The 20,435-nt window shown below is 67.0% G+C and carries 18 protein-coding genes; 8 read left to right on the top strand and 10 right to left on the bottom strand.

What is annotated here, in order from left to right:
• Nucleotides 1-9: 9 nt before the first annotated feature.
• Together KXD98_RS07755 and KXD98_RS07750 are read right to left on the bottom strand one after the other, a co-directional pair.
• Nucleotides 10-609 (bottom strand): GNAT family N-acetyltransferase, encoded by a 600-nt coding sequence (locus tag KXD98_RS07755; RefSeq protein WP_260763000.1) that lies wholly within the window; start codon nucleotides 607-609, stop codon nucleotides 10-12.
• 62 nt (nucleotides 610-671) lie between these two features.
• The gene (locus KXD98_RS07750; protein ID WP_396882673.1) at nucleotides 672-1,118 is read right to left on the bottom strand and encodes a hypothetical protein; all 447 of its coding nucleotides are present in this window, start codon (nucleotides 1,116-1,118) and stop codon (nucleotides 672-674) included.
• 9 nt (nucleotides 1,119-1,127) lie between these two features.
• Between KXD98_RS07750 and KXD98_RS07745 the strand changes: the two genes are divergently transcribed.
• Both KXD98_RS07745 and KXD98_RS07740 read left to right on the top strand, forming a co-directional pair.
• Nucleotides 1,128-1,322 carry a hypothetical protein gene (locus tag KXD98_RS07745; protein ID WP_260762996.1) on the top strand — a complete coding sequence of 65 codons (195 nt, stop codon included), beginning with the start codon at nucleotides 1,128-1,130 and terminating at the stop codon, nucleotides 1,320-1,322.
• Between the two features lie 161 nt (nucleotides 1,323-1,483).
• Nucleotides 1,484-3,283 carry a hypothetical protein gene (locus KXD98_RS07740; protein ID WP_260765059.1) on the top strand — a complete coding sequence of 600 codons (1,800 nt, stop codon included), beginning with the start codon at nucleotides 1,484-1,486 and terminating at the stop codon, nucleotides 3,281-3,283.
• A 5-nt stretch (nucleotides 3,284-3,288) separates the two neighbouring features.
• Here KXD98_RS07740 and KXD98_RS07735 read toward each other — a convergent pair whose 3' ends face one another.
• On the bottom strand, nucleotides 3,289-4,230 hold the full coding sequence (locus tag KXD98_RS07735) for a DUF808 domain-containing protein (RefSeq protein WP_260762994.1): 942 nt from the start codon (nucleotides 4,228-4,230) through the stop codon (nucleotides 3,289-3,291).
• 176 nt (nucleotides 4,231-4,406) lie between these two features.
• Here KXD98_RS07735 and KXD98_RS07730 point away from each other — a divergent pair, with 176 nt between their 5' ends.
• Both KXD98_RS07730 and ligD read left to right on the top strand, forming a co-directional pair.
• A complete protein-coding gene (locus tag KXD98_RS07730) occupies nucleotides 4,407-5,099 on the top strand; it encodes an HAD family hydrolase (RefSeq protein ID WP_260762993.1) in 693 nt (230 codons plus the stop codon).
• 53 nt (nucleotides 5,100-5,152) lie between these two features.
• Entirely contained in the window at nucleotides 5,153-6,112 is a 960-nt protein-coding gene (gene ligD / locus KXD98_RS07725) for a non-homologous end-joining DNA ligase (RefSeq protein WP_260762990.1), read from the top strand.
• Between the two features lie 3 nt (nucleotides 6,113-6,115).
• On the opposite strand, the gene KXD98_RS07720 is transcribed toward ligD, so the two are convergent.
• From KXD98_RS07720 to KXD98_RS07705, 4 genes are read right to left on the bottom strand one after another with little or no spacing between them, the layout of a single operon-like run.
• Entirely contained in the window at nucleotides 6,116-6,424 is a 309-nt protein-coding gene (locus tag KXD98_RS07720) for an STAS domain-containing protein (protein WP_260762988.1), read from the bottom strand.
• The gene (locus KXD98_RS07715) at nucleotides 6,424-10,587 is read right to left on the bottom strand and encodes a SpoIIE family protein phosphatase (protein ID WP_260762986.1); all 4,164 of its coding nucleotides are present in this window, start codon (nucleotides 10,585-10,587) and stop codon (nucleotides 6,424-6,426) included. The genes KXD98_RS07720 and KXD98_RS07715 overlap by 1 nt, the downstream gene beginning before the upstream one ends.
• Before the next feature lie 42 nt (nucleotides 10,588-10,629).
• Complete coding sequence (locus KXD98_RS07710; RefSeq protein WP_260762984.1) at nucleotides 10,630-10,995, bottom strand: STAS domain-containing protein; 366 nt, start codon at nucleotides 10,993-10,995, stop codon at nucleotides 10,630-10,632.
• 41 nt (nucleotides 10,996-11,036) lie between these two features.
• Nucleotides 11,037-11,714 carry a PAS and ANTAR domain-containing protein gene (locus KXD98_RS07705; protein ID WP_260762983.1) on the bottom strand — a complete coding sequence of 226 codons (678 nt, stop codon included), beginning with the start codon at nucleotides 11,712-11,714 and terminating at the stop codon, nucleotides 11,037-11,039.
• A gap of 180 nt (nucleotides 11,715-11,894) precedes the next feature.
• Here KXD98_RS07705 and KXD98_RS07700 point away from each other — a divergent pair, with 180 nt between their 5' ends.
• Entirely contained in the window at nucleotides 11,895-12,761 is an 867-nt protein-coding gene (locus KXD98_RS07700; RefSeq protein ID WP_260762981.1) for a class I SAM-dependent methyltransferase, read from the top strand.
• A gap of 53 nt (nucleotides 12,762-12,814) precedes the next feature.
• Nucleotides 12,815-13,969 carry an LLM class flavin-dependent oxidoreductase gene (locus KXD98_RS07695; RefSeq protein ID WP_260762979.1) on the top strand — a complete coding sequence of 385 codons (1,155 nt, stop codon included), beginning with the start codon at nucleotides 12,815-12,817 and terminating at the stop codon, nucleotides 13,967-13,969.
• Nucleotides 13,970-13,980: 11 nt separating this feature from the next.
• Here the strand turns inward: KXD98_RS07695 and treS are convergent, their stop codons facing one another.
• Nucleotides 13,981-16,209: a maltose alpha-D-glucosyltransferase gene (gene treS / locus KXD98_RS07690; RefSeq protein WP_260762976.1), complete on the bottom strand. Its 2,229-nt coding sequence runs from the start codon at nucleotides 16,207-16,209 to the stop codon at nucleotides 13,981-13,983.
• A 123-nt stretch (nucleotides 16,210-16,332) separates the two neighbouring features.
• Nucleotides 16,333-17,028, bottom strand: a complete 696-nt coding sequence (locus KXD98_RS07685; protein ID WP_260762974.1) for a proteasome protein — start codon at nucleotides 17,026-17,028, stop codon at nucleotides 16,333-16,335.
• 98 nt (nucleotides 17,029-17,126) lie between these two features.
• Between KXD98_RS07685 and KXD98_RS07680 the strand changes: the two genes are divergently transcribed.
• A complete protein-coding gene (locus tag KXD98_RS07680; RefSeq protein ID WP_260762971.1) occupies nucleotides 17,127-18,017 on the top strand; it encodes an NYN domain-containing protein in 891 nt (296 codons plus the stop codon).
• Nucleotides 18,018-18,078: 61 nt separating this feature from the next.
• On the top strand, nucleotides 18,079-18,687 hold the full coding sequence (locus KXD98_RS07675) for a TetR/AcrR family transcriptional regulator (protein WP_260762969.1): 609 nt from the start codon (nucleotides 18,079-18,081) through the stop codon (nucleotides 18,685-18,687).
• Here KXD98_RS07675 and KXD98_RS07670 read toward each other — a convergent pair.
• On the bottom strand, nucleotides 18,678-20,423 hold the full coding sequence (locus tag KXD98_RS07670; protein ID WP_260762967.1) for a DUF3556 domain-containing protein: 1,746 nt from the start codon (nucleotides 20,421-20,423) through the stop codon (nucleotides 18,678-18,680). The two genes, KXD98_RS07675 and KXD98_RS07670, sit on opposite strands and share 10 nt — an antisense overlap.
• Between the last annotated feature and the right edge of the window lie 12 nt (nucleotides 20,424-20,435).

Genomic DNA, 20,435 nt, shown 5'->3' with positions numbered 1-20,435 from the left:
TTGCCGCGGTCAGCCCGGCCGATGCAGCGCGTAGAGCGCCATCGTCCGGTTGGCCATCTCGTGAATGCCGAGAAACTCACACTTGGCGAACTCACAGAGCCGGCGCGCGGCGCTGTTGCGGTGATCCGGATCGAACATGATCCGCCGACAACGGGGTTCGAGTTCGAACAGGCTGGCCGCCAGCCGCGGCAGCAGCAGCGGGCCGAAGCCGCGGTTGACGACGTGCAGATCGGCGATGGCGGCGTGCAGCCCGAGATCGTACGGGTCGGCCGCGTAGCGGGTGGCGATCGAGTCCTTGGCGGCGCGGTAGACCTCGACGTAGCCGCGGTCCTCGCCGCGCAAGCTCCCCAGCACCGGCCGTGAGTAGTCCCCGGCCAGCTGCGCGCGCAGGTAGCCGCGCCACCAGGTCACCGGCCGGTCGTACTCCCACGCCTCGGCCAGATGCGGCCGGTTCATCCATTCGGCGATCGTCTCGGCGTCGACCTCAGGATCGACCACCCGCGTCGCGTATGGGGTGGCCAGCTGCGGGATCGGTGGCGGCGGGACCGCGCGAACGTCGTCGCTGAGCTCGGTGAGCTCCCGGGGCAGGACGGGTAACACGTCAGTCATGGTGACCGCAGAGCCTACCCGAGCAGGTGAGGATAGCTTTGCCTACCTTGGCAGGGTTCGGGTCATCCCGCCAGCAGCAGTACACCGGCGCTGATCAGCGCGATGACCTTGAGCACCTCCAAGGCGACGTAGACGTAGTGGGCTCGCGACCGGGGGCCCTCGGCCCCGGCGAGCACCTCATCGGAGCGGCGGGTCAGCGCCGGGCGGACGAACAGCAGCTGACCGGCCAGTATCACCGTCGCCGCGACCAGGGCCGTCAGCGCGCCATCGGGCATTCCCCCGATCAGCAACGCCAGCACGGCGGTGGCGGCGAGCGCCAGTTCGCAACCGTTGAGGGCGCGGAACACCAACCGGCCGATCCCGAGGCCCACCTGCAGCGTCACCCCGGGCGCCCGGAACTTCAGCGGCGCCTCCAGGAACGAGATAGCCAGCACCATCCCCAACCACAGGAATGTCGCCGCCACGGCGACCGCGGACGCTGTGTGCACGGTGCTCAGGCTAGGTGACATCGTGAACCGGTGGACATCGACCGGGTCGCCGAGTTGCAGCGCTGGGAGGATGCCGGCGCGGTGTGGCAGGTCCTCAGCCGCCGATCCGGCGAGATCACGGTGGCGCTGCTGCGCTGCGACGGCGGCGAAGAGGTCGCGCGCTTCACCAGTGATGACCCGCGGCTGCTGGCTTTCGTCGGGGAGCGCTCCGGCAGCCAGTGCTGACCTCGTCGACCCCGTGGCCCGATTCCGTCATTCCGCCGTGCAGTGCCCACCGGGATGGTTACCGTACGGCCGGGGGAAACAGCGGAAGGATCCCGCCGTTGCCAGCGACGCCTCTGACACGACACGAGCGGCTACTCGGCCGCTTCGGCGCCCTGGCCGTAATGGCCGGCGTCGGGGTGGCGTTGGCCCACAGTCCGGCGGTCGCGGCCGCCGACGACACCTCCTCGCCGCGCCAGCGGTCATCGGAGTCCGCCGAGTCATCCCGGTCGGCAGGGCCACGCTCGGCCGACACCCGGTCGGCAGGGCCACGCTCGGGATCTCTCGAATCATCCCCGGAATCGTCGACACCGAGGCGGGAGTCCCGCCGCGCCGATGAGGACGCCGACCCGCCCCGGATGCAGCGTCGAACGACCGTCGCCCTGCGCGACGAGCCGGCCGTCGGGTCCGACGCCGAGCCCGAGCGCGTCGCCACGCAGCCACCCACCGACAGGCCCGAAGCACCCGCCGAACCGGCATCCACCGCGCTGTTGGCGCTGGCCGGATCGGCTCGCCGGGACGCGTTGACCGAGACCGCCCCGTCGGCCAGCCCGCTGGCCACCGAGCAACAGCTCGACGCCGAGCGCATCGCCGGCCGGACGGTGAAAACCCTGCCGGTGATGCTGATGAAGAGCCTGCTGCGCAACGGCTGGCTGGCCACCGCCAGGCGTGAGTACCGGGCCATCGGCGGGCCCGACCGGGTCAACCTCGGCCAGCTCGCCCGGGCCGTCGACGAGTACGCCATGGCCGCGGCGTTTCAGCAGCAGCTGCTCAACCCGATGCGACCGACTGTGGTGGCCCAAGTCGCGCCGCCGCACACGTGGTCCGGCATGAGTGTTGCGGGCTCACGCATCCTCTACGACAACCCCGACACCGTCTATCGCTTCATGGGCGTCAACAAGACGTCGACCTACGTCATCACCGGCCGTCTCACCGGTGAACCCGCCGCGGACCTCACTTTCAGTGTGTTGACCGGGCTTTCGGGCATCACCGCCGATGTCCTGACCGGCCGGCAGTTGCAGGTCGACGCCGACGGTTTCTTCACCATCACCGTCAGCGGAGCCGCGGCGCTACCGGGGCAGGTCAATCACCTTCAGCTCACCCGCGACACCACCCTGATCGCGGTACGCGACACGTTGTCGCAGTGGGACTCTCAGGTTCCGATGCAGCTGGCAATCGAACGGGTCAGCGGCCCTCCGAACAGCTTGTTCAGCCAGCTCGGCGGTTTCGCGATTCCGTTGATCGGGCCGACGGTCACCGGGAGCCCGCTGCTCACCACGCTGGTGTCGCTGATTCCGCCGCTGCCCTTCCAGCCGGCGCTGCTGCGGGGCACCGTGACCGCCGCGGTGATGGCGCTGGGCCTGTCGATGGAAGCCAAGTACATCAAGGTTGCCACCACCGACCCGCAGACCGGTCAGCGATTGGCGCCCAACGAGTTCCGCGACCCATCACGCAATGCGGAGTTTCTGGCGACCCAGCTGCAGAGCGCCGGTTACTTCCAGCTGACCGACCGGCAGGCGCTGGTCATCACGATCGATCCCGGCAATGCCCGGTACTTCACGGTGCCGGTCACCAATCTGTGGACCATCACCGACAACTACTGGGATCAGCAGACCAGCCTCAACAACGCCCAGGCCGACCGCAATGCCGACGGAACGTACACCTTCGTGATCTCCTCCCGCGACCCCGGTGTGCACAACTGGGTCTCTACCGGGGGGCTGAACCAGGGCACCATCTCGATGCGCTTCCAGGATCTCGATCCCGAGTCCGACGTCTTGCCGACGGTGCATGCGCAGGTGGTGGAGCGACGCTTCTTGCCCGCCGTGCTCCCGGCTGGCACCCGCTATCTCACCCAGGCGCAGCGGCTCGAACAGCTTGCGCTTCGGCGCGCCGGTTTCGCGCTGCGGTTCCCACCGATCACGTAGTCCCGCTAGGTGTGGCTGCCGTTCTTGCGGCGTGCCGGTAGCACGTGCATCACCGCGACGGCGATCGCTCCGACCACCAGCCCGATGACCGCCGAGGCCGCGGTGTTGACCAGCCAGCCGAGCGCGCCGCCCACCGCGGGGACGTGATGCACGGCTGCCTCGCCGTGGTGCACCACGCTGTGGGGCCAGTGCCAGCCCAGCTCGTCGGTGCCGACCAGCAGGATATGTCCGCCGACCCAGAGCATCGCCACCGTGCCGATGATCGACAGCGCACCAAGCAACTTCGGCATCCCCTTGACCAGTCCTCGACCGGTCTTCTGGACCAGAGCCGACGACCGCCCGGCGAAGTTCAGTCCGACGTCGTCCATCTTGACGATGCCCGCGACCACCCCGTACACCACCGCCGTGATGACGATCGCCACCACCACGAGGATGATCAGTCGAGGCAAGAACGACTGATCGGCCACCTCGTTGAGTGCGATCACCATGATCTCGGCCGACAAGATGAAGTCGGTGCGAATCGCACCCGAGACCATCTGACGTTCGGCGTCCGCGCCGACCAGTGCCACCGGCGCCGCGTGCGTGTCGTGACCGGCGATGCGGCCCCAGACCTTCTCCGCACCTTCGAAACACAGATAAGTCGCACCCAGCATCAGGATGGGCGTCAGCAGCCAGGGCAGGAACTGGCTGAGCAACAGCGCGGCCGGCAGGATGAACAGCAGCTTGTTGCGCAGCGACCCGAGCGCGATGCGCTTGATGATCGGCAGTTCTCGTTCGGCGGCGATACCGTGCACGTACTGCGGTGTCACCGCGGTGTCGTCGATCACCACACCCGCGGCCTTGGCGGTGGCGCGCCCGGCAGCGGCACCGATGTCGTCCACCGAGGCGGCGGCCAGCCGCGCGAGCATCGCGACGTCGTCGAGAAGCGCGATCAGCCCGCCACTCATCGGGTCCCCTCGATCGTCGCGCCGAACATGGTCGGCACATTACTCGCGGCCGCGTGCCCCGGCGAGCGCACGTTTCGGCCCCCGTCAGCCCGGGTAAATGGGCAGACAACAAGCCGGCGACGCACGGTGTCACCGATGCTGCCTGCGGCCACTTCCGACGATGACGAGGATTTGCGATGCCAACGAAGCGTCCGGCTGTCCTGTTCGACGTAGACGGGACGCTGGTGGACTCCAACTACCTGCACGTCAGTGCGTGGCTCAGAGCGTTCCACGACGAGGGAATTCCGGCCGACGGCTGGCGGATTCACCGCTGCATCGGGATGGACGGCACGACCCTGGTCCGGACGTTGAGCGGTGCTGCCGGACAGGACGTGCTCGACCGGCTCAAGGATCGGCACAGCGAGTACTACCGCCAGACCGTGAACCTGCTGGCTCCATTGCCAGGCGCGCGCGATCTGCTGCGCCGGGTCGCGGCCCTGGGCCTGCAGGTGGTGCTGGCAACCTCGGCGCCGGAGGATGAACTGCAGATCCTGCGTGAGGTCCTGGACTGCGACGACGTCATCTCGGAGGTGACGTCCTCGCAGGATGTCGAGATTGCCAAGCCCAGGCCCGACATCGTGCAGGTCGCGCTCGACCGCGCCGGTGTCGGCGGGCAGGATGCGGTGTTCGTCGGGGACGCGGTGTGGGACTGCGCCGCGGCCGCCCGCGCCGGTGTGGCGTCCATCGCGGTGCTCAGCGGCGGCGTATCCCGCCCCGAGCTGTATGAGGCGGGTGCGATGGACGTTTTCGAGGATGCCGGTGACCTGCTGGCCAAACTCGACTCCACCCGCATCGGCGAGCTGGTCACCCGGGGACAGCAGAACCGTTGAACTACAGCCGCTCTCACGTACGGCCCGGTATCGACACCGACTAGGCTGACGCCATGAGTACCGGCGAGCAGCGTGCCGGTGTCGAATTGACCAACCTCGATCAGACACTGGCTGCGGATTCCGATGCCACCAAGCGCGACCTGGTCGACTACCTCGATGCCGTCGCCGACCGCATGCTGCCGGTGCTGGCCGGACGGCCACTGACCGTGTTGCGTGCGCTGCGCGGGCGCGCTCCGTTCATGCAGAAAAACGTCCCGAAGTACACCCCTGACTGGATCCGCACCGTGGCGATCTGGGCCGAGTCGTCCCATCGCGAGATCCACTACCCCCTCTGCGACGATCGACGAACGCTGCTGTGGCTGGCCAACCAACGTGCGGTCGAGTTTCACCCGGCGCTCGGCCTCGCCGAGGACATCAACCGCCCCACACATCTGATCCTCGATCTCGACCCGCCGGACCACCGGGATTTCGCCGCTGTGGTCAAGGTCGCCGGGTTGGTACGACAAGCGCTGTCCGACAGTGGTTTAGCCGGTGCCGTCAAGACCAGCGGGTCACGCGGGCTGCACATCTTCGTGCCGATCGACGACAGCGCTCCGGTCGACGACGTCGCCGCGGCCACCCGCGCGTTGGCGGCGCGCACGGAAGCACTCGATCCTGCGGTGGCCACCACCGCGTTCATCGTCGAAGACCGCCACGGCCGGGTGTTCGTCGACGCAACCCGGGCGGGCGGCGCGACCGTCGCCGCCGCCTACAGTCCGCGCCTGCGGCCGGGCACCCCGGTGTCGTTCCCGCTGGCCTGGTCCGACCTGGACCGCGTGAACCCGGCGGAGTTCACCGTACGCACCGCCGTCGACGCGCTGGCCGGCCGCGACCCGTGGGACGAGACCATGCCGGCCCCGCAGCACCTGCCCGACGCACTGATTGAACACGGCCGCACCATCCCGGTGGCACGCGTGGCCGCGATGCACGAAGGCAAACGGCGTGCACGGGCCCGCCGCAACGAAGCCCGATGACGGTCAGTCCGACGCGGGCCTGACCGCGACGACGTCGGTGAGCCCGCTGACGGTCAACACCGGCACCAGGATCGGGTTGACGACGAGCTCGATCTGATCGGCGTGGTCGAACAGCACGTTGATGGCCCCGCTGTCCAGATACTCGACGCCACTGAGGTCCACCAGCAGCAGGGCACCGTCGCTGCCGGCTCGGGCGGTGGCGATGGCGTCGGCGAAAATGGCAACGTTGCTCAGGTCGAGCTCACCGACGACCGTCAGTACCGTCGTGCCGTCACGACGGCGGTCTTGGGTGACGTGCAGAGGCGTTGCCATCAGTGAATCCTGGTGTGCATCTGGACGGTGGTACCCGCGGGCTGGGAATCGATCGTGACGTCCTGCATCAGCGCGCGCATCAAGGAGACGCCCCGGCCCCGGTGGGCCGACGGCACCGCCGCGGGCACCTTCCAGCGACCGGTATCGGCGACGGTCAGATGGAGCTGGTCGGCCTGCGCCACCGCCCGCAGGCGCACCATCCCGCCGGGTGAGTCCCGGTGACCGTGTTCGATGGCGTTGGCCAGCGCCTCCCCCACGGCGATCAGCACGTCGAGCGACTGTTCAGTGCCAATCCCGGCCCGGTCAAGCCAGTTCCGCAGCGCGGTTCGGCTGGGCGCCAACTCCGAGACCTGCGCCGGCATCTCCAGATCCAGCGGAGCTGGCTGCCGATACAGCAGCAGTGCGACGTCGTCGTGGTAGCCCTCCCCGGTGGCCAACCGCGCCATGATGAGGTCGGCAAGGTCGTTGAGCGCGGTGTCTCGGTTGTCCTGGACGACGTCGGTGGCCCGCGCGATGCCGTCGTCGATCGCTTCGCGGCGGCGCTCGACCAGCCCATCGGTGTACAGCAGCAAGGTCGACCGCGCCGGCATCGTGGTGCGGGCCTCAGGCCGCTGGGGCGCGTACCTCAACCCCAGCGGGGTGGCTCGGCCCTGGTCGAGGAGCTGGGTCGACCGATCGGCACAGACCAGAATCGGCGGCGGGTGACCGGCGCATGAATAGACGAGATCGCCGCTGCGCGGGTCGAGTACCGCAGCGAATGCGGTGGTGCACCGCGCTCCGGGCAGCCGCGCGGCGAACCGGTCGAGCGCCGACAGCGCTGCCGCGGGGCTGGGATGCTCGAGAAGCAGTGCGCGACAGGCACTGCGCAACTGGCCCATCACGGTGGCGGCGTCCAATCCGTGGCCCACGCAGTCGCCCACCACCATGGCGATCCGACCGTCGTCGAGATTGACCACGTCGTACCAGTCGCCACCTACCTGCAGCGGCCGGGTGGCCGGCTGGTAGCGCACAGCGAACCCGCTGGACACGGCTGGTCCGAGGATGGCGTGCTGCAGGGCCAGCGCGGTCTCGCGCTGCTGGTCGATCTGGTGCACGCGCTGCAGGCCCTGACCCAACCTGCCGGCCAGCACCGTGAGCAACGTGTGGTCCTCACCGGTGAATCGCCGCATCTCGAACAACTCGACATAGAGCACCAGGACCCCACGCGGATGCTGCAACGCCACGCCGGCCGACCCGGCGTGTGTGGTCTCCGGGTCCAGGAGTTCGCCATCTCGAAGCACCGAGATCGCGTTGCGGGTCTGCACCGAAAGCTCGTCCCATCCCGCCGGCTCCCCGGTGCAGATCAGCGGCGGGGCAGCCTGGTCGTCACCGCTGCCGACTGCCGGCAGGGTGACCGCCAGCACTCGTCGCGCGTGCCAGACCTGCTGCAGTTCATCAGCCGCAGCGCGCACCGCATCATCGAGCGTGTCCGCTTGCGCCAGCGCCTGATTCAACGACGACAATGCGGTCTCCCGCTGCACCAGGTAGTGCTCGGCGGTCACGTCGCGCATGGTCCCCACCACGACCTTGCGTCCGTTGTTCGGATCCTCCGCCTGGGTGAAAGTTGTTGCCACCCAAAGCCGATGGCCATCGCGGTGGGTCACCGGCACCGCCGGGATCGTGCCGTGCGTCAACTCCCGCAGGTCACGCACCGCCTGTCCGAACGTGCGGTGGGACTCGGGGTCGGTGTCGGCCGACGGCCACCACGGATACTCGGGGGGGTAGGGCAATCCGGCCGCGTCGTAGCCCAGGATGTCACTGAACGCTGCATTGATCTCGATGACCGCGCCGTCGTCGTCGCAGACGAAGAATGCCTCCTGCAGCGAGTCCACCAGCGCGGTACGCCAGCGCGCGTGGTGATCGCGCAGCCGGGCCAGCTCGACGTTGGCCCGGACTCTGGCCAACAGTTCGGCCGCGGCGAACGGTTTGACGAGGTAGTCGTCGGCGCCGGCCTGCAGACCGCTGATCGAGGCCTCCTGGCCGGCCCGTGCAGAGAGCAGCAACACCGGCACCGCAGCGGTCCGGCGCTCGGCACGCAGCGCCGCCACCAGTGCCAGGCCGTCCACCCGGGGCATCATCACGTCGCTGATCACCAGGTCTGGCGCGTGCGCTCGGATCGCATCCAAGGCATGCTGCCCGTCGGCAACCGCTTCGACCTGGTATCCGTCGGAGCGCAGCAATCGGCTCAGATAGCCGCGCATATCGGCGTTGTCGTCGGCGATCAAAATCCTGGTCGACCCGCCAGGCTGCTCGCCGGCCATTGACGTGAGCGCCGAGGCGTCAGGCGCCGTCACGTCCGGATCCGGCTGCGTGGGTCCCAAACCCGAGGGCAGCCACCGCTGCGCCTCCTCCAGGTAGGCCTCGGCCCCGGCACTGCGGTTTCGCGCAGTCGCCGAGCCGATCGCGTCGGGGGGAAGGTGGGCGGTGCCGAACGGAATACGGATGGTGAAGGTGGTACCGACCGACTCGATGCTCTCGGCACTGATGCTGCCCCCGTGCAGCTCGACAAGTTCCTTGACCAGCGCCAGCCCGATTCCGCTGCCCTCGTGCGAACGGGCCTGCGCGTTCTCGATGCGATGAAAGCGTTCAAACAACCGCGGCATTTCTGCGGAAGGCACACCCGTGCCGGTATCGGAGACCACCACAACCGCGTCGGCGCCGCTGCGGCGGGCGTGCACCGAGATCCTGCCCGCGAAGGTGAACTTCAACGCATTCGACAGCAGGTTGAAGACGACCTTCTCCCACATGTCGTGGTCGACATAGACCGGTTCATCCAGCGGCGGACAGTTGACCTCGAGGATCAGGCCGGCACGTTCGACCGCGGAGCGGAACACGCTGGCCAATTCGGCGGTCACGGTGGCCAGGTCGGTCGGCGCGTAGTTGGCCTGGGTGCGGCCGGCCTCGATTCGGGAGAAATCCAGCAGCGTGTTGACGAGTTTGGTCAGACGCAACCCGTTGCGCCACACCACATCCAGTTCCTCACGGATACTCTGGTCAAGATCACGGGACCGACGCAGTTCAGCGATCGGGTCGAGGATCAGCGTCAGTGGGGTGCGGAACTCATGGCTGATGTTGGAGAAGAACGTCGTCTTCGCGCGATCGAGCTCGGCCAGTTCCTCGGCTCGGCGCTGCTGGCTACGATAGCTGCGGGCCAGACCGATACCGGCGGCGATGTGACCGGCGACCAGCGTGACGAAGCCGCGGTAGGCGTCGTCGAGCAGCCGGTAGCGGTTCAGCCCCGTCACCAGGAATCCCACCGGCGAATCACCCTGCTGCAGAAGCGGAACCACCAGTGCATGGCTGGGCGGCTTGGGCCAGTCGCCGGTCGGCAGGTCGCGGTACCGGTCCGCGCCGAGCTCGACGAGGACCGACTGCCCGGCCGCTGGCTCGGCGACCGGCCACAGACCGCCACCCTCGGCGCTGAGTTTCTCCACCGCGATCGGGTGCCCCGCGGCCACGCCGCTGCGTCCCGCCAATCGGGCGGTGCCGTCATCGTCGTAGAGGTATGTCAGCGTGAACGGTAGGTCCCGCTGGTTCTGCGACATCTGCTGGTCGGAGAACGACAGGATCTCGGTCTCGGTACGCACCACGCTCGGGTCTGAGCCCAGGTCGCGCAGCGTGGCCATGCGGCGCTCACCGATCACTTGAGCGGTGTCCTCGCTGACCACACACAGCAGCCCGACCACGGCACCGTCGTCATCGTGCAGCGGGCTGTAGCTGAAGGTGTGGTAGGACTCTTCGGTGTAGCCGGACCGCTCCAAGAACAGCAGCAGAGAGGTGTCCCACGTTGCTTCCTCGGTCGAGAGCACCTGCTGCACTCGCGGCGCGACGTCGTCCCAGATCTCGGCCCAGACTTCACTGGTCGGGCGACCGAGCGCCCACGGATACTTCTGTCCCAGAGTGTCGCGGCGGTACGCGTCGTTACAGAAGAAGGTGAGCTCCGGCCCCCACCCCATCCACATCGAGAAACGCGACGACAACAGGATGCTGACCGCGGTCCGTAAGCTTTGCGGCCAATTCCGCGGCGGGCCCAGCGGGGTTGCCGCCCAATCCACCCTCGCGTGATCGCGGCCTACCGCACCACCGGCATCGAAAACCGGGGATTCGTCCGGGATTTCAGCCATGCCGTGCACCTGGCGATGCCATGGGCGCCACGGCGGGCGGGGTCACGCCGGGTCGCCATCGTCGGACAGCGCCGCCGACACCGACGGATAGGGCCGTAGCACCTGATCCAGCTTGGTGATCTCCAACGGCCGGGTGACCTCAGCGTTGGTGGCCACGACCCGTACCGCGATACCCGCGTCGGTGCCGCGCTCGAAACAGCCCAGAACCGCATTCAGTCCGGCACTGCCGAAGTAGGTGACGTCATCGAGATCGAGCACCAGGAGCCGGGCCGGCGCCACCAGCGCCCTGCCCAGGCCCTCGTCAAGCACTGGATGTAGCACTTCTACTGTGCCCGAATCGACTTCCCCTTTGACGGACACCACGATCGCGCTGCCCGCGACCTCGCACCGCACATCTAACAGACCCACGCTCCTCCGTATCCACCCCTTGCGACCCGACGTGCACTCACCTACCCCCGACCTGCCGTGGCGGCAGCACGTTGATGGACGGTCAGCAACAGATGGTCGAACCCGCGGCGCAACGCCTCCAGGTTGACCTCGATGGATTCGAGGTCGGCGACCAGCTGCGCGGCCAGCGTCCGCAGCTTGGTGTTGGTTTGCTGGGACCGCCACTGCAGGAGTTTGAACGCCTGCTCGGCGTCGATGCGGTAGACCAACATCAGCGCACCTTTGGCCTGCTCGATCACCGCGCGGGACTCGAACAGGTCGGGCAGCGACTCGTCGAGTACGGTGCGGCGGACCTGATCCAGCGTGTCGGTCAGATCGACGTAATAGCCTTCGGTGCCCACCACGGCCCCTCGGGGGTCGTACATCCGGTCGGCGATCACCAACACCGAGTGCTCCCGTCCGGCGGTGTCGAGGAAACGGTGCCGGCTGGAGAACGATCCACCGGCATGCAGCGCACGATCGAGCGACTCTTGGACGTGTTGGCGGTCCTCGGGATGCTTGTGGGCCAGCAACAGCTCGGTGGTCGGAGTGACCGTGCCCGGCCGATAGCCGTGCATCGCAGCCACCTCGTCGGACCATTCCCACCGTTGGCCGACGAACCAGAAGCGGAACTCCCCCGCGCGTAGCTCCCGCGTCCCGGTCACATCCGCGTCCTGCGGGGTGTGTACCGGGTTTGCCATGGCGCCATTATTCCATCCCGGCAATCGCGGCATCACGGTTCGCCGGGCTTCGGCGTCGCCGCGCCGCTTCGGTCCCCTGAATCTGCGACATTTCCGCTGATCTGGTGATGTTTCGGCGGTAACATCACCACGGTTGATCCACTGATTGCCCCGGAAGCGGATGCTCGTCGAGGAGTCACCATGAGCGATTCGTCAGCCGACCACAATGCCAAGCACAATGCCAAGCACAACGCCGACCGCGAACTGAAAGCCAAGCACCGGGCATTGTGGGCCTCCGGCAACTATCCGGCGGTGGCCGCCGAACTCATCCCCGAACTGGGACCGCGGCTGGTCGAGGCGTGCGGGGTGCGATCGGGCCAGCGGGTTCTCGACGTGGCTGCCGGATCTGGCAACGCCGCGATACCCGCCGCCGCCACCGGTGCCACCGTGATCGCCAGTGACCTGACACCGGAGTTGTTCGACGCCGGGCGGGCCCGGGCCGAGCAGCGCGGCGTCGCGCTGGAATGGGTGCAGGCCGATGCCGAGGCACTGCCGTTCGACGACGAAGAGTTCGACGTGGTGATGTCCTGTGTCGGGGCGATGTTCGCCCCGCACCATCAGGTGACCGCCGACGAATTGGTGCGAGTGGTACGGCCGGGCGGCACGATCGGGATGATCAACTGGACTCCCGAGGGGTTCATCGGCCAGCTGTTTGCCACCATGAAGCCCTACTCGCCACCCCCGCCGCCCGGTGCCTCCCCGCCACCGATGTGGGGTAGCCCCGAGCATGTGCGGGACATGTTCGGCGACAACGTGTCCGAACTGACAATGGATCGTCAGACGATCACGATGGACCACTGCCCCAGCCCGGAGGATTTCCGGGAGTACTGGAAGCGCAACTATGGCCCGACCATCGCGGTCTACCGGTACATCGCCGACGACCTCGACAAGGTCAACGCACTGGACCGGGACTTTCTGGGCTTGCTGCAGCAGTGGAACCGCAGCGACGATCCGGACCGCACCGCGTACCCGGCCGAATACCTGCTGGTCACCGCCACGAGGAGATGAGCCGGCTACCGCATTGTGGCCCGACCGCGGGCTCGGACGGTCAGAATCGGAGGATGCGCTTCGGAAACTTCATGGCCCCGTTCCACCCCGTCGGGCAGAACCCGACGCTGGCTCTCGAACGCGACCTCGACCTGATCGTTGCGATGGACCGGCTGGGGTTCCATGAGGCCTGGGTCGGCGAACATCACTCCGCGGGATTCGAGATCATCGCGTCGCCGGAGGTGTTCATCGGGATCGCGGCCGAACGCACCAAGCACATCAAGCTCGGCACCGGGGTCAGCTCGTTGCCCTATCACCATCCGCTGATGCTGGCTGATCGGATGGTGCTGCTCGACCACCTAACCAGGGGCCGGGTGATGCTCGGTTGTGGGCCTGGCCAGCTCACCTCCGACGCGCACATGCTGGGCATCCCCGCCGACGCTCAGCGGCCACGGATGGAGCAGTGCCTGGAGGCGATCGTGCGTCTGCTGCGCGGCGAGACGGTGACCATGACGACCGACGGGTTCACCCTGGCCGACGCCCGCCTGCAGCTGCGGCCCTACAGCGATCCGTGCTTCGATATCGCCGTCGCAGCGTCGTTTTCGCCGACCGGACCACGCGGTGCGGGCAAGCACGGCGTCGGCATGCTCTCGATCGCGGCGACCGCCAGGCAGGGAATGGATCTGCTGGCCCAGCACTGGAACACCTGGCAGGAGGTGGCCGCCGAGCACGGCCACGTCGCCGACCGCTCGAAGTGGCGCCTGGTGGGCCCGATGCACATCGCCGAGACCCGTGCGCAGGCCGAGCGGGATGTCGAGTACGGGATCGTGGAATTCTCCCGCTATTTCGCCCATCTGCTGCCGGCCGGTCCGGTGCAGGGCGACACCGTCGCCGAGATCATCGAGAACAACCGGGCGTCGGGATTCGCGGTGATCGGCACCCCCGACGACGCCATCGCCAAGATCGAGGAACTCGTCGAGGCGAGCGACGGTGGCTTCGGGGCCTTCCTGTTGTTCGACCACGACTGGGCACCGCCAGCGGCCAAGTTGCACAGCTACGAACTGTTCGCGCAGTACGTCATCCCGCACTTCACCGGGCAGCTGGCCTCGGCGCAGGCTTCACAGGACTGGGTCGTCGGCAGCGGAACGACATTCATCGACCGAGCTGCGCACGCCATCGGCAAGGCGATCGAGGACCACGCGGCCGAACGGTCCACCACCCAACGCTGATCGTCCGGCCATCATGGCGGGTCTGCCATCGCTTGTGGGGTTTGCACCAGCAGCGCCAGACCGTGCAGCGCGGCGATCTCGACGGCGAAGCTGTGCAGGTCGTCGACGGTGGTCAGGTCGTGCCCGCTGAACATATCCGAGACGTGCGCGCCGGGCGGCAGATGTTCAGACCGAACGGTGCCGGCGATGGGCTCGTTGGTGAAATTCAGCACGGTCAGCGCGAACCGACCTTCGGTGTCGAGCTCATGGACCATCACCAGCATCCCGCGCTGCGAAACCTCGGGGATGTCGACTTGGCGGCTGGTCGCAATACCGTAGTGCGAGCGCACTTTGAGGATCGCCTGGAGCTGGCGCACGAAGCTGGTGTCGTCGGCGAGCTGATCGGGGATCGATCCGTACAAGCTGCGCCCGGCCGGCATCCCGGCGATGGACTGGGTGGCACGCGGGTTGGCGCCCATCAGGTCGTGGGCGGCCCGATTGATCCAGCGGGTGTCGCCGCCGGAGATCAGTTCGGTGACCTCGCCGCCCGGCAGCGTGAGCATGCCGCACAGGTCCCAGCCCGACAGCGCGAACACCCCGGGTTGCAGCGCGTTGAACATGGCCAGCAGTAGGTGTGCCCGTCGAATGTCGTCGATGTCGGTGATCGTGTCGAGGTCGGTGATGCCCAGCGCGGCACACACCACAGTCGCTGTGGTGCAGGCGATTCCGTTGGTGGTGAAAACAAGGTTGTAGGATGCTCCCGGTCCGGTCAGCTGCTTGATGAGGTCACTGCGCACGCTGGCGGCGATCTGCTCGCCGGTCCGATCCTCGCCCTTGTACTCGTAGACGTCGTCGCGGTGCCCGTTTTCCCAGTGCAACAGTTCATAGGTCAGCTCGTCATGGTTCTGCAGGGCGTGCACCAGCGAGGCCGGGTCCACGCCGAGCTCCAAGGTGGTCCGCAACGTCAGACGCAGGAACTCGGTGTCACCGGTGGCCAGCGCGTGGTGGTAGGCGGGGCGGTTGACGAAATCGTAGGACAGGTCCGCCCCGGCCTCGCCGATCTGGCGGATGTCGTCGATGGTCAGGTTCAGTTCCTGGAAGGTGAAGCCACCCACTTTTCGCACCATGCTCGCGATCAGGTGGTTGGCGGCCTCGGAGAGCGGATGCCCCTCGGACCACGCCGAATTTCCTTCGCTGGCCGCCTTTTCCACTCCCAGGAAGCCGTTGGCGTCCAGCCGCAGCGCTCCGGTGCCCAGATCGGCCAGCGAGTGCAGAGCGTCGCCGATGACCAGGCGCATACCGGCAAAGGACGGGTCCAGCCAGTTGATCGACGGTTGTCCGTCCTTGAAGTAGTGCAGATACACCCACCGTCGTTCCACGCCGTCGACGCCGGTGACTGCTCTGGTGACGCTCCAGTTGGTCTCCTTGATGCCCTCGGCGTAGAAGATGACGCGTTGCAGTCGGCCGATGATGTAACCGGCCTTGTCCAGCCACTCCTCGGTCTCGGCGTCGATGTTGACCGAGTCGGCTCCGGCGGGGACTTCGGGTAACCGGTGCCAGTCGCGCGGGTCGATATCGACCATGTGGTAGATGCCCGGGTAGTCGGCGTACTTCATCTCGGCCAGCCGGAAGTCCGCGCCTTTACCGGTGTGACCTGGCACGATGTCGTCGATGATGGTGCCGCCGTACCACGCTGCGGTGGCACACATCTGACGGAATTCGTCCTCGGTACCGAACGCGGGGTCGATCTGCGTGCCGATCCGGTCGAAGTGCCCATCCACGCTGGGGGTGTACTGCCAGCCGGAGATGCCGCCGGCCCGCTTGACCGGGCCGGTGTGGATGGCCTCGATGCCGATCTCGGCGAACGCTTTCCACATCTCCTCGCTGGCCATCGCCTTGAGAAACGACTCGTCGGGGCGAGTGATCAGGGACAGCGGGTAGGCGGTGAACCACACCGAGGCGGTCTCGACGGCCGCCCTCGGGTTGGGGGTGGCGTAGGGGTTCTGCCACATCGACCCCTGACCGGAGAACTGGGAGCTGATCTCGTTGGCATCGGCAAGCATGGACTGTGCCCGCAGCCACTCCACGTAGGCGGGGTTGTTGCCGTTGGCCGGACCGTCCTGGGCGATGGAGCGCCGCGCGAAGGGTGTCTTGACTCGGGGGCGGAAGCGCAAGGTGCGGGGCCTGGCGGGATGCAGGTGTTCGGCGTAGGTCGGCTCGACCAGCTCCGGCGCATCGTCGCTGTCGGCCAACTCCGACATAACCGTCCTCCTCACGTCTACCTACAAGATTCTTCCTTCGGAGCGGGCGCACCGCGATGTGAGGCGTATTGCCACCACGCCGCCGACGGAAACCGCCCGCCCTACATGGGGCCCTGCACAGGCTCAGTCGAACAATCGGTCCAGAGCGTCGCGTTCGAGGTCGATCCACCTCGTGACCTGGCGCCGCACATCCTCGACTTCGTCGGGATCGAGGTGATGGGCACCGTCGGCAGTGAGCCGGCAGATGTCCATCGGCCCGCCGACGCTGGGCGACGAGGCGTCGAGCGCGTCGAGCACCCGAAGCGCCGCCACCATGCCGTAGTCGACGTCACGTTGGGTCATCCGGAAGTGGGTGAGCAGAGCGTGGGCCTGCTGCGCCTGCGGCGCCCCGCTGCCGACGGCCTGGAAGCCGATGTCCTCGTGGTGGCCGACCAGTCCGTTGGGGTCCAGGTCGATGATGAACGGCGTGTCACCGGAGTAGCCCGCCGCCAGGACGTAGGTGGCCGGAGTTCCGGCCGCCTCCTCGCCGGGCACCTTCGGGATGAACGCGTCGTAGTGGTGTTTGAGCACCGGCAGGACCCTCGACTGCAGCGCGTGCCCGATATTCTTGGCCTCGATGATCGCGTCGGCCTCGTCGTAGAAGATCTGTTCGACGTCATAGAGCACCGCGCGCGACCCGCTACCACCCCAGGCAGCGTGCGTCCCCAGCGAGTGCAGCTTCTGCGCGGGGTAGGTCAGTCCGCGGCCGGGGTCGGTGATCTGCGAATCCGAGGCCAGCACAATGCCGTTCGCACATCGAATCGCCAAGACGACAGTCACGGGCAAGCCTTCCGGGGCGGTGTCATCACACGATGTTCTCACGAACACAATGACCAACCCAGCGGCACCGACGGCGACTCATGAAGCAGACTGAGGCCATGACCGAATCTGGCGCGGCCCGTGTCGCGGTGTACCTCGACTTCGACAACATCGTGATCTCGCGGTATGACCAGGTCAACGGCCGCAATTCGTTTCAACGCGACAAAGCCAAGGGCCTCGACGACAGTCCGGAGCGGCTGGCCCGAGCGACCGTCGATGTCGGGGCGATCATCGACTTCGCGTCGTCGTTCGGGACCCTCGTGCTGACCCGGGCCTACGCCGACTGGTCGGCCGACATCAACGCCGCCTACCGCGGGCAACTGGTGGGTCGCGCGGTCGACCTCGTCCAACTCTTCCCGGCCGCGGCGTACGGGAAGAACGGTGCCGACATCCGCCTGGCCGTCGACGCGGTCGAGGACATGTTCCGGTTGCCGGACCTGACACATGTGGTGATCGTCGGCGGGGACTCCGATTACATCGCGCTGGCGCAGCGGTGCAAGCGGCTGGGCCGTTACGTGGTGGGCATCGGAGTGGCCGGATCCTCGAGCCGCATGCTGGCGGCGGCATGCGACGAGTTCGTCAGCTATGACGCGCTGCCCGGGATCCCGGTCGCCGAGCCTCCTCCGGTGTCGGCCGACGACGAACCCAAGCGTCGCGGCGGGCGACGCAAGTCCGAACCGGACAACGAACCCGACGAATCAGACGAGCCGGACGGGCAGGCGGCAGCTACCGGATTGCTGGTTCGCGCACTGCGGATCGGGCTGGAGAAGGACGACGTCGACTGGCTGCACAACTCCGTGGTGAAGGCGCAGATGAAGCGGATGGACCCGTCGTTCAGTGAGAAGTCGCTGGGATTCAAGTCGTTCAGTGAGTTCCTGCGCTCGCGCTCGGACATCGTCGAACTCGACGAAAGCTCGACCACCCGGCTGGTGCGGCTCAAGGACGCCTGAGTGCGACGACCTGTGGGGTCGGATTGACACCTGCGACATCACACCGACAAGATCACTGACCATGCGCACCCACGGGTGGGGCGGAGCCACCCCTGCGAGTGACGAAGAGGCCATCGAACGAATCCTTGACGCGGCAAGCGCGGCCATCGATGAACGGGGCGCGACGATGCGCGTTGCCGACGTCGCTCGCGCCCTGGAGATATCCCGTCAGACCGTCTACAACTATTTCCCGGGAAACTCTTTGGTGGAGGCGGTCGCAAACCGCTCCGGGCTGCGCTTCATCGAGCGGCTGGTCGCTCATCTGGGCGGTATCGAGGACCCGGTGGATGCTTTGGTGGAGAGCTTTGCCTTCACACTGGAGTGGATCCCCGACGACAAACCGGTGCAGCTGATGCTGTCCAATGATCTGGGCAGCACGTCTGTCGGAGTGACGTCCACTATGGCCAAGCAGTTCGGCCACGGGATCCTGGCCGGCCTCGACGTCGACTGGGCCGCGATGGGAATGGACGACGAAGCCATCGACGACCTCGTCGAGTACATGCTCCGGATGCTGCAGTCGTTCATGATCGACCCGGGTCGTCCACCGCGCCGCGGCAAGGATTTGCGCAGCTACATCCGCCGGTGGCTCGGGCCCGTCGTGACCTCCGAGATCGCCCGGCATCAACGCTGATCGGTGCGACCTGCGAGCTTGTCGAGAACGGTGATGGGCACATCGTGCTCCCACGGCTGACGACACACCACGTCGGCGACGCGGAAGCGGCCGCGCTCGAGCTCGCCGGTGGCGGCGTCGACGATCCGGTACTGCTGCCACTGCTGATGCATCGCTTGCCCGTCGAGGATGAGGACGCGCAACTCCTCCGGTTCGAAATGGCAGCGCCGTTGCAGTGCCGCGATGAGTTGTTCGTTGTGTAGGTGGCCGTCACCGAAGCTCCATCCGAGCGCATAGCCTGCGACCGGTTCGCCATCGATGACGGTGTAGTCGGCGTCACGTCCGGGTGGTATGACGTGATCCCACAACGTCAGCATCGCTCGCCCGTGCGCGTACATCGCGCGGAACGCGTGCCCGAGCGCCAGAGATACGTGCGTGCCCTCCGGAGTTGAGAGCTTCTCGATCTGTTTGTGCTGAACCAGTCCGAGCCCGATCCGGTGATCTGCGAGCTTCTGGCTGGCCGATTCGGTGAAAAACCATTGGGAGGTGTCCCAGTTGCCGGCGTAGTACCGCATACCCGGCAGGAATGACACCTTCGTGGGCCAGAAGTTGCCGATCAAGATCGTGGCCAACAGCACGGCCAGCAACGTGACGATCGGCCACGGTTCGGTGACGTCAGCCACACCGAGGGCAGCTTTGTCGACGAACAGCGCGCCTATTCCGAAGATCATGAAGACGTTCCACTCAAGCGGCACGCCCAGCGGGATCGCCGTGAGAATGACCAGGTGGAAGATGATCATCACGGCGGCCGCGAGGTAGGTGAGGACACCGCCAGGTGAGAAGAACAGCACCAGGGGCACACCGAACTCGACGAGCGTGCCGAAATGCGCCAAGAATTGCGCGATCCGCCCCGGCCGCAAGTCGTCGGGAAAACGGCGGAAGAACCTCCTCTTCATCCACCGTGCCCGCACCAGCGGATTGTTCGCCATCATGGTGGCGACGACGAACGGGAAGTGTCGGTTGAGCTTCGACGTGGCTGCGCCGATCCAGATGGCGAGCATGACGAGCTTGGCAGCGACGATCATGTTCGGGCCGGCGAACAGGAACGTCACGGTCAGCGAGCCGTACACCTCGCCCCTGGTCGCCAGGAAGATGACCTTGTCCCGCAGGCCGATCACCGCGAGCACCACGAGGATCGGGATGATGCGTTCGGCCGGGATGAGCCCGATCGCCGTATCCAACTGCGGGATGGGATCCGCGCCGTCGGCGACCAACGCGAAGACCGTCGATACGAGCAGTGCCGCATAGAGCGCCACATCGACGACCGTGCGCCGATCACCACCGGTGAAGGGGATCTTGTCGGGCCACGGGGCGAGTCGTATGGTGCCCGGGCGCAACCAGTACAGCGGCGAGCCCATCGGCGGTGCGATCTTTCCGGTCAGCGGACCGAATCCGCAACCGAGGCCGAGCACTTCGAACAACAACGACCACAGCACGACCTTCTGGAACACGATCGGCTCGCTCCACCACGTCGCGACGTTCGTCCATCCGTCGATCCCCGAAGTGGTCAGCGCAAAAGCGAGGCCGCCCAGAATGTAGAGACCGATCTTGACCGCGTACAGCAAGTGGAACACGTCGGGGTTGCCCATCCCGTGTTCGGCGATGTGCCGTGCCATCGGTTTGATGCGCTCGGAGCGACTCGTGGTGAGCCAGTGCGCGACGTCGAGCCGCGGCATGTTGGGTTTCAGGAAGCCCACGGCGGCAACCTA

This window comes from Mycobacterium sp. SMC-4, assembly GCF_025263265.1.
Classification (GTDB): Bacteria; Actinomycetota; Actinomycetes; order Mycobacteriales; family Mycobacteriaceae; genus Mycobacterium.
Note: the sequence above shows the minus strand (reverse complement) of the source record. Positions and strands in the feature narration are given on the sequence as shown.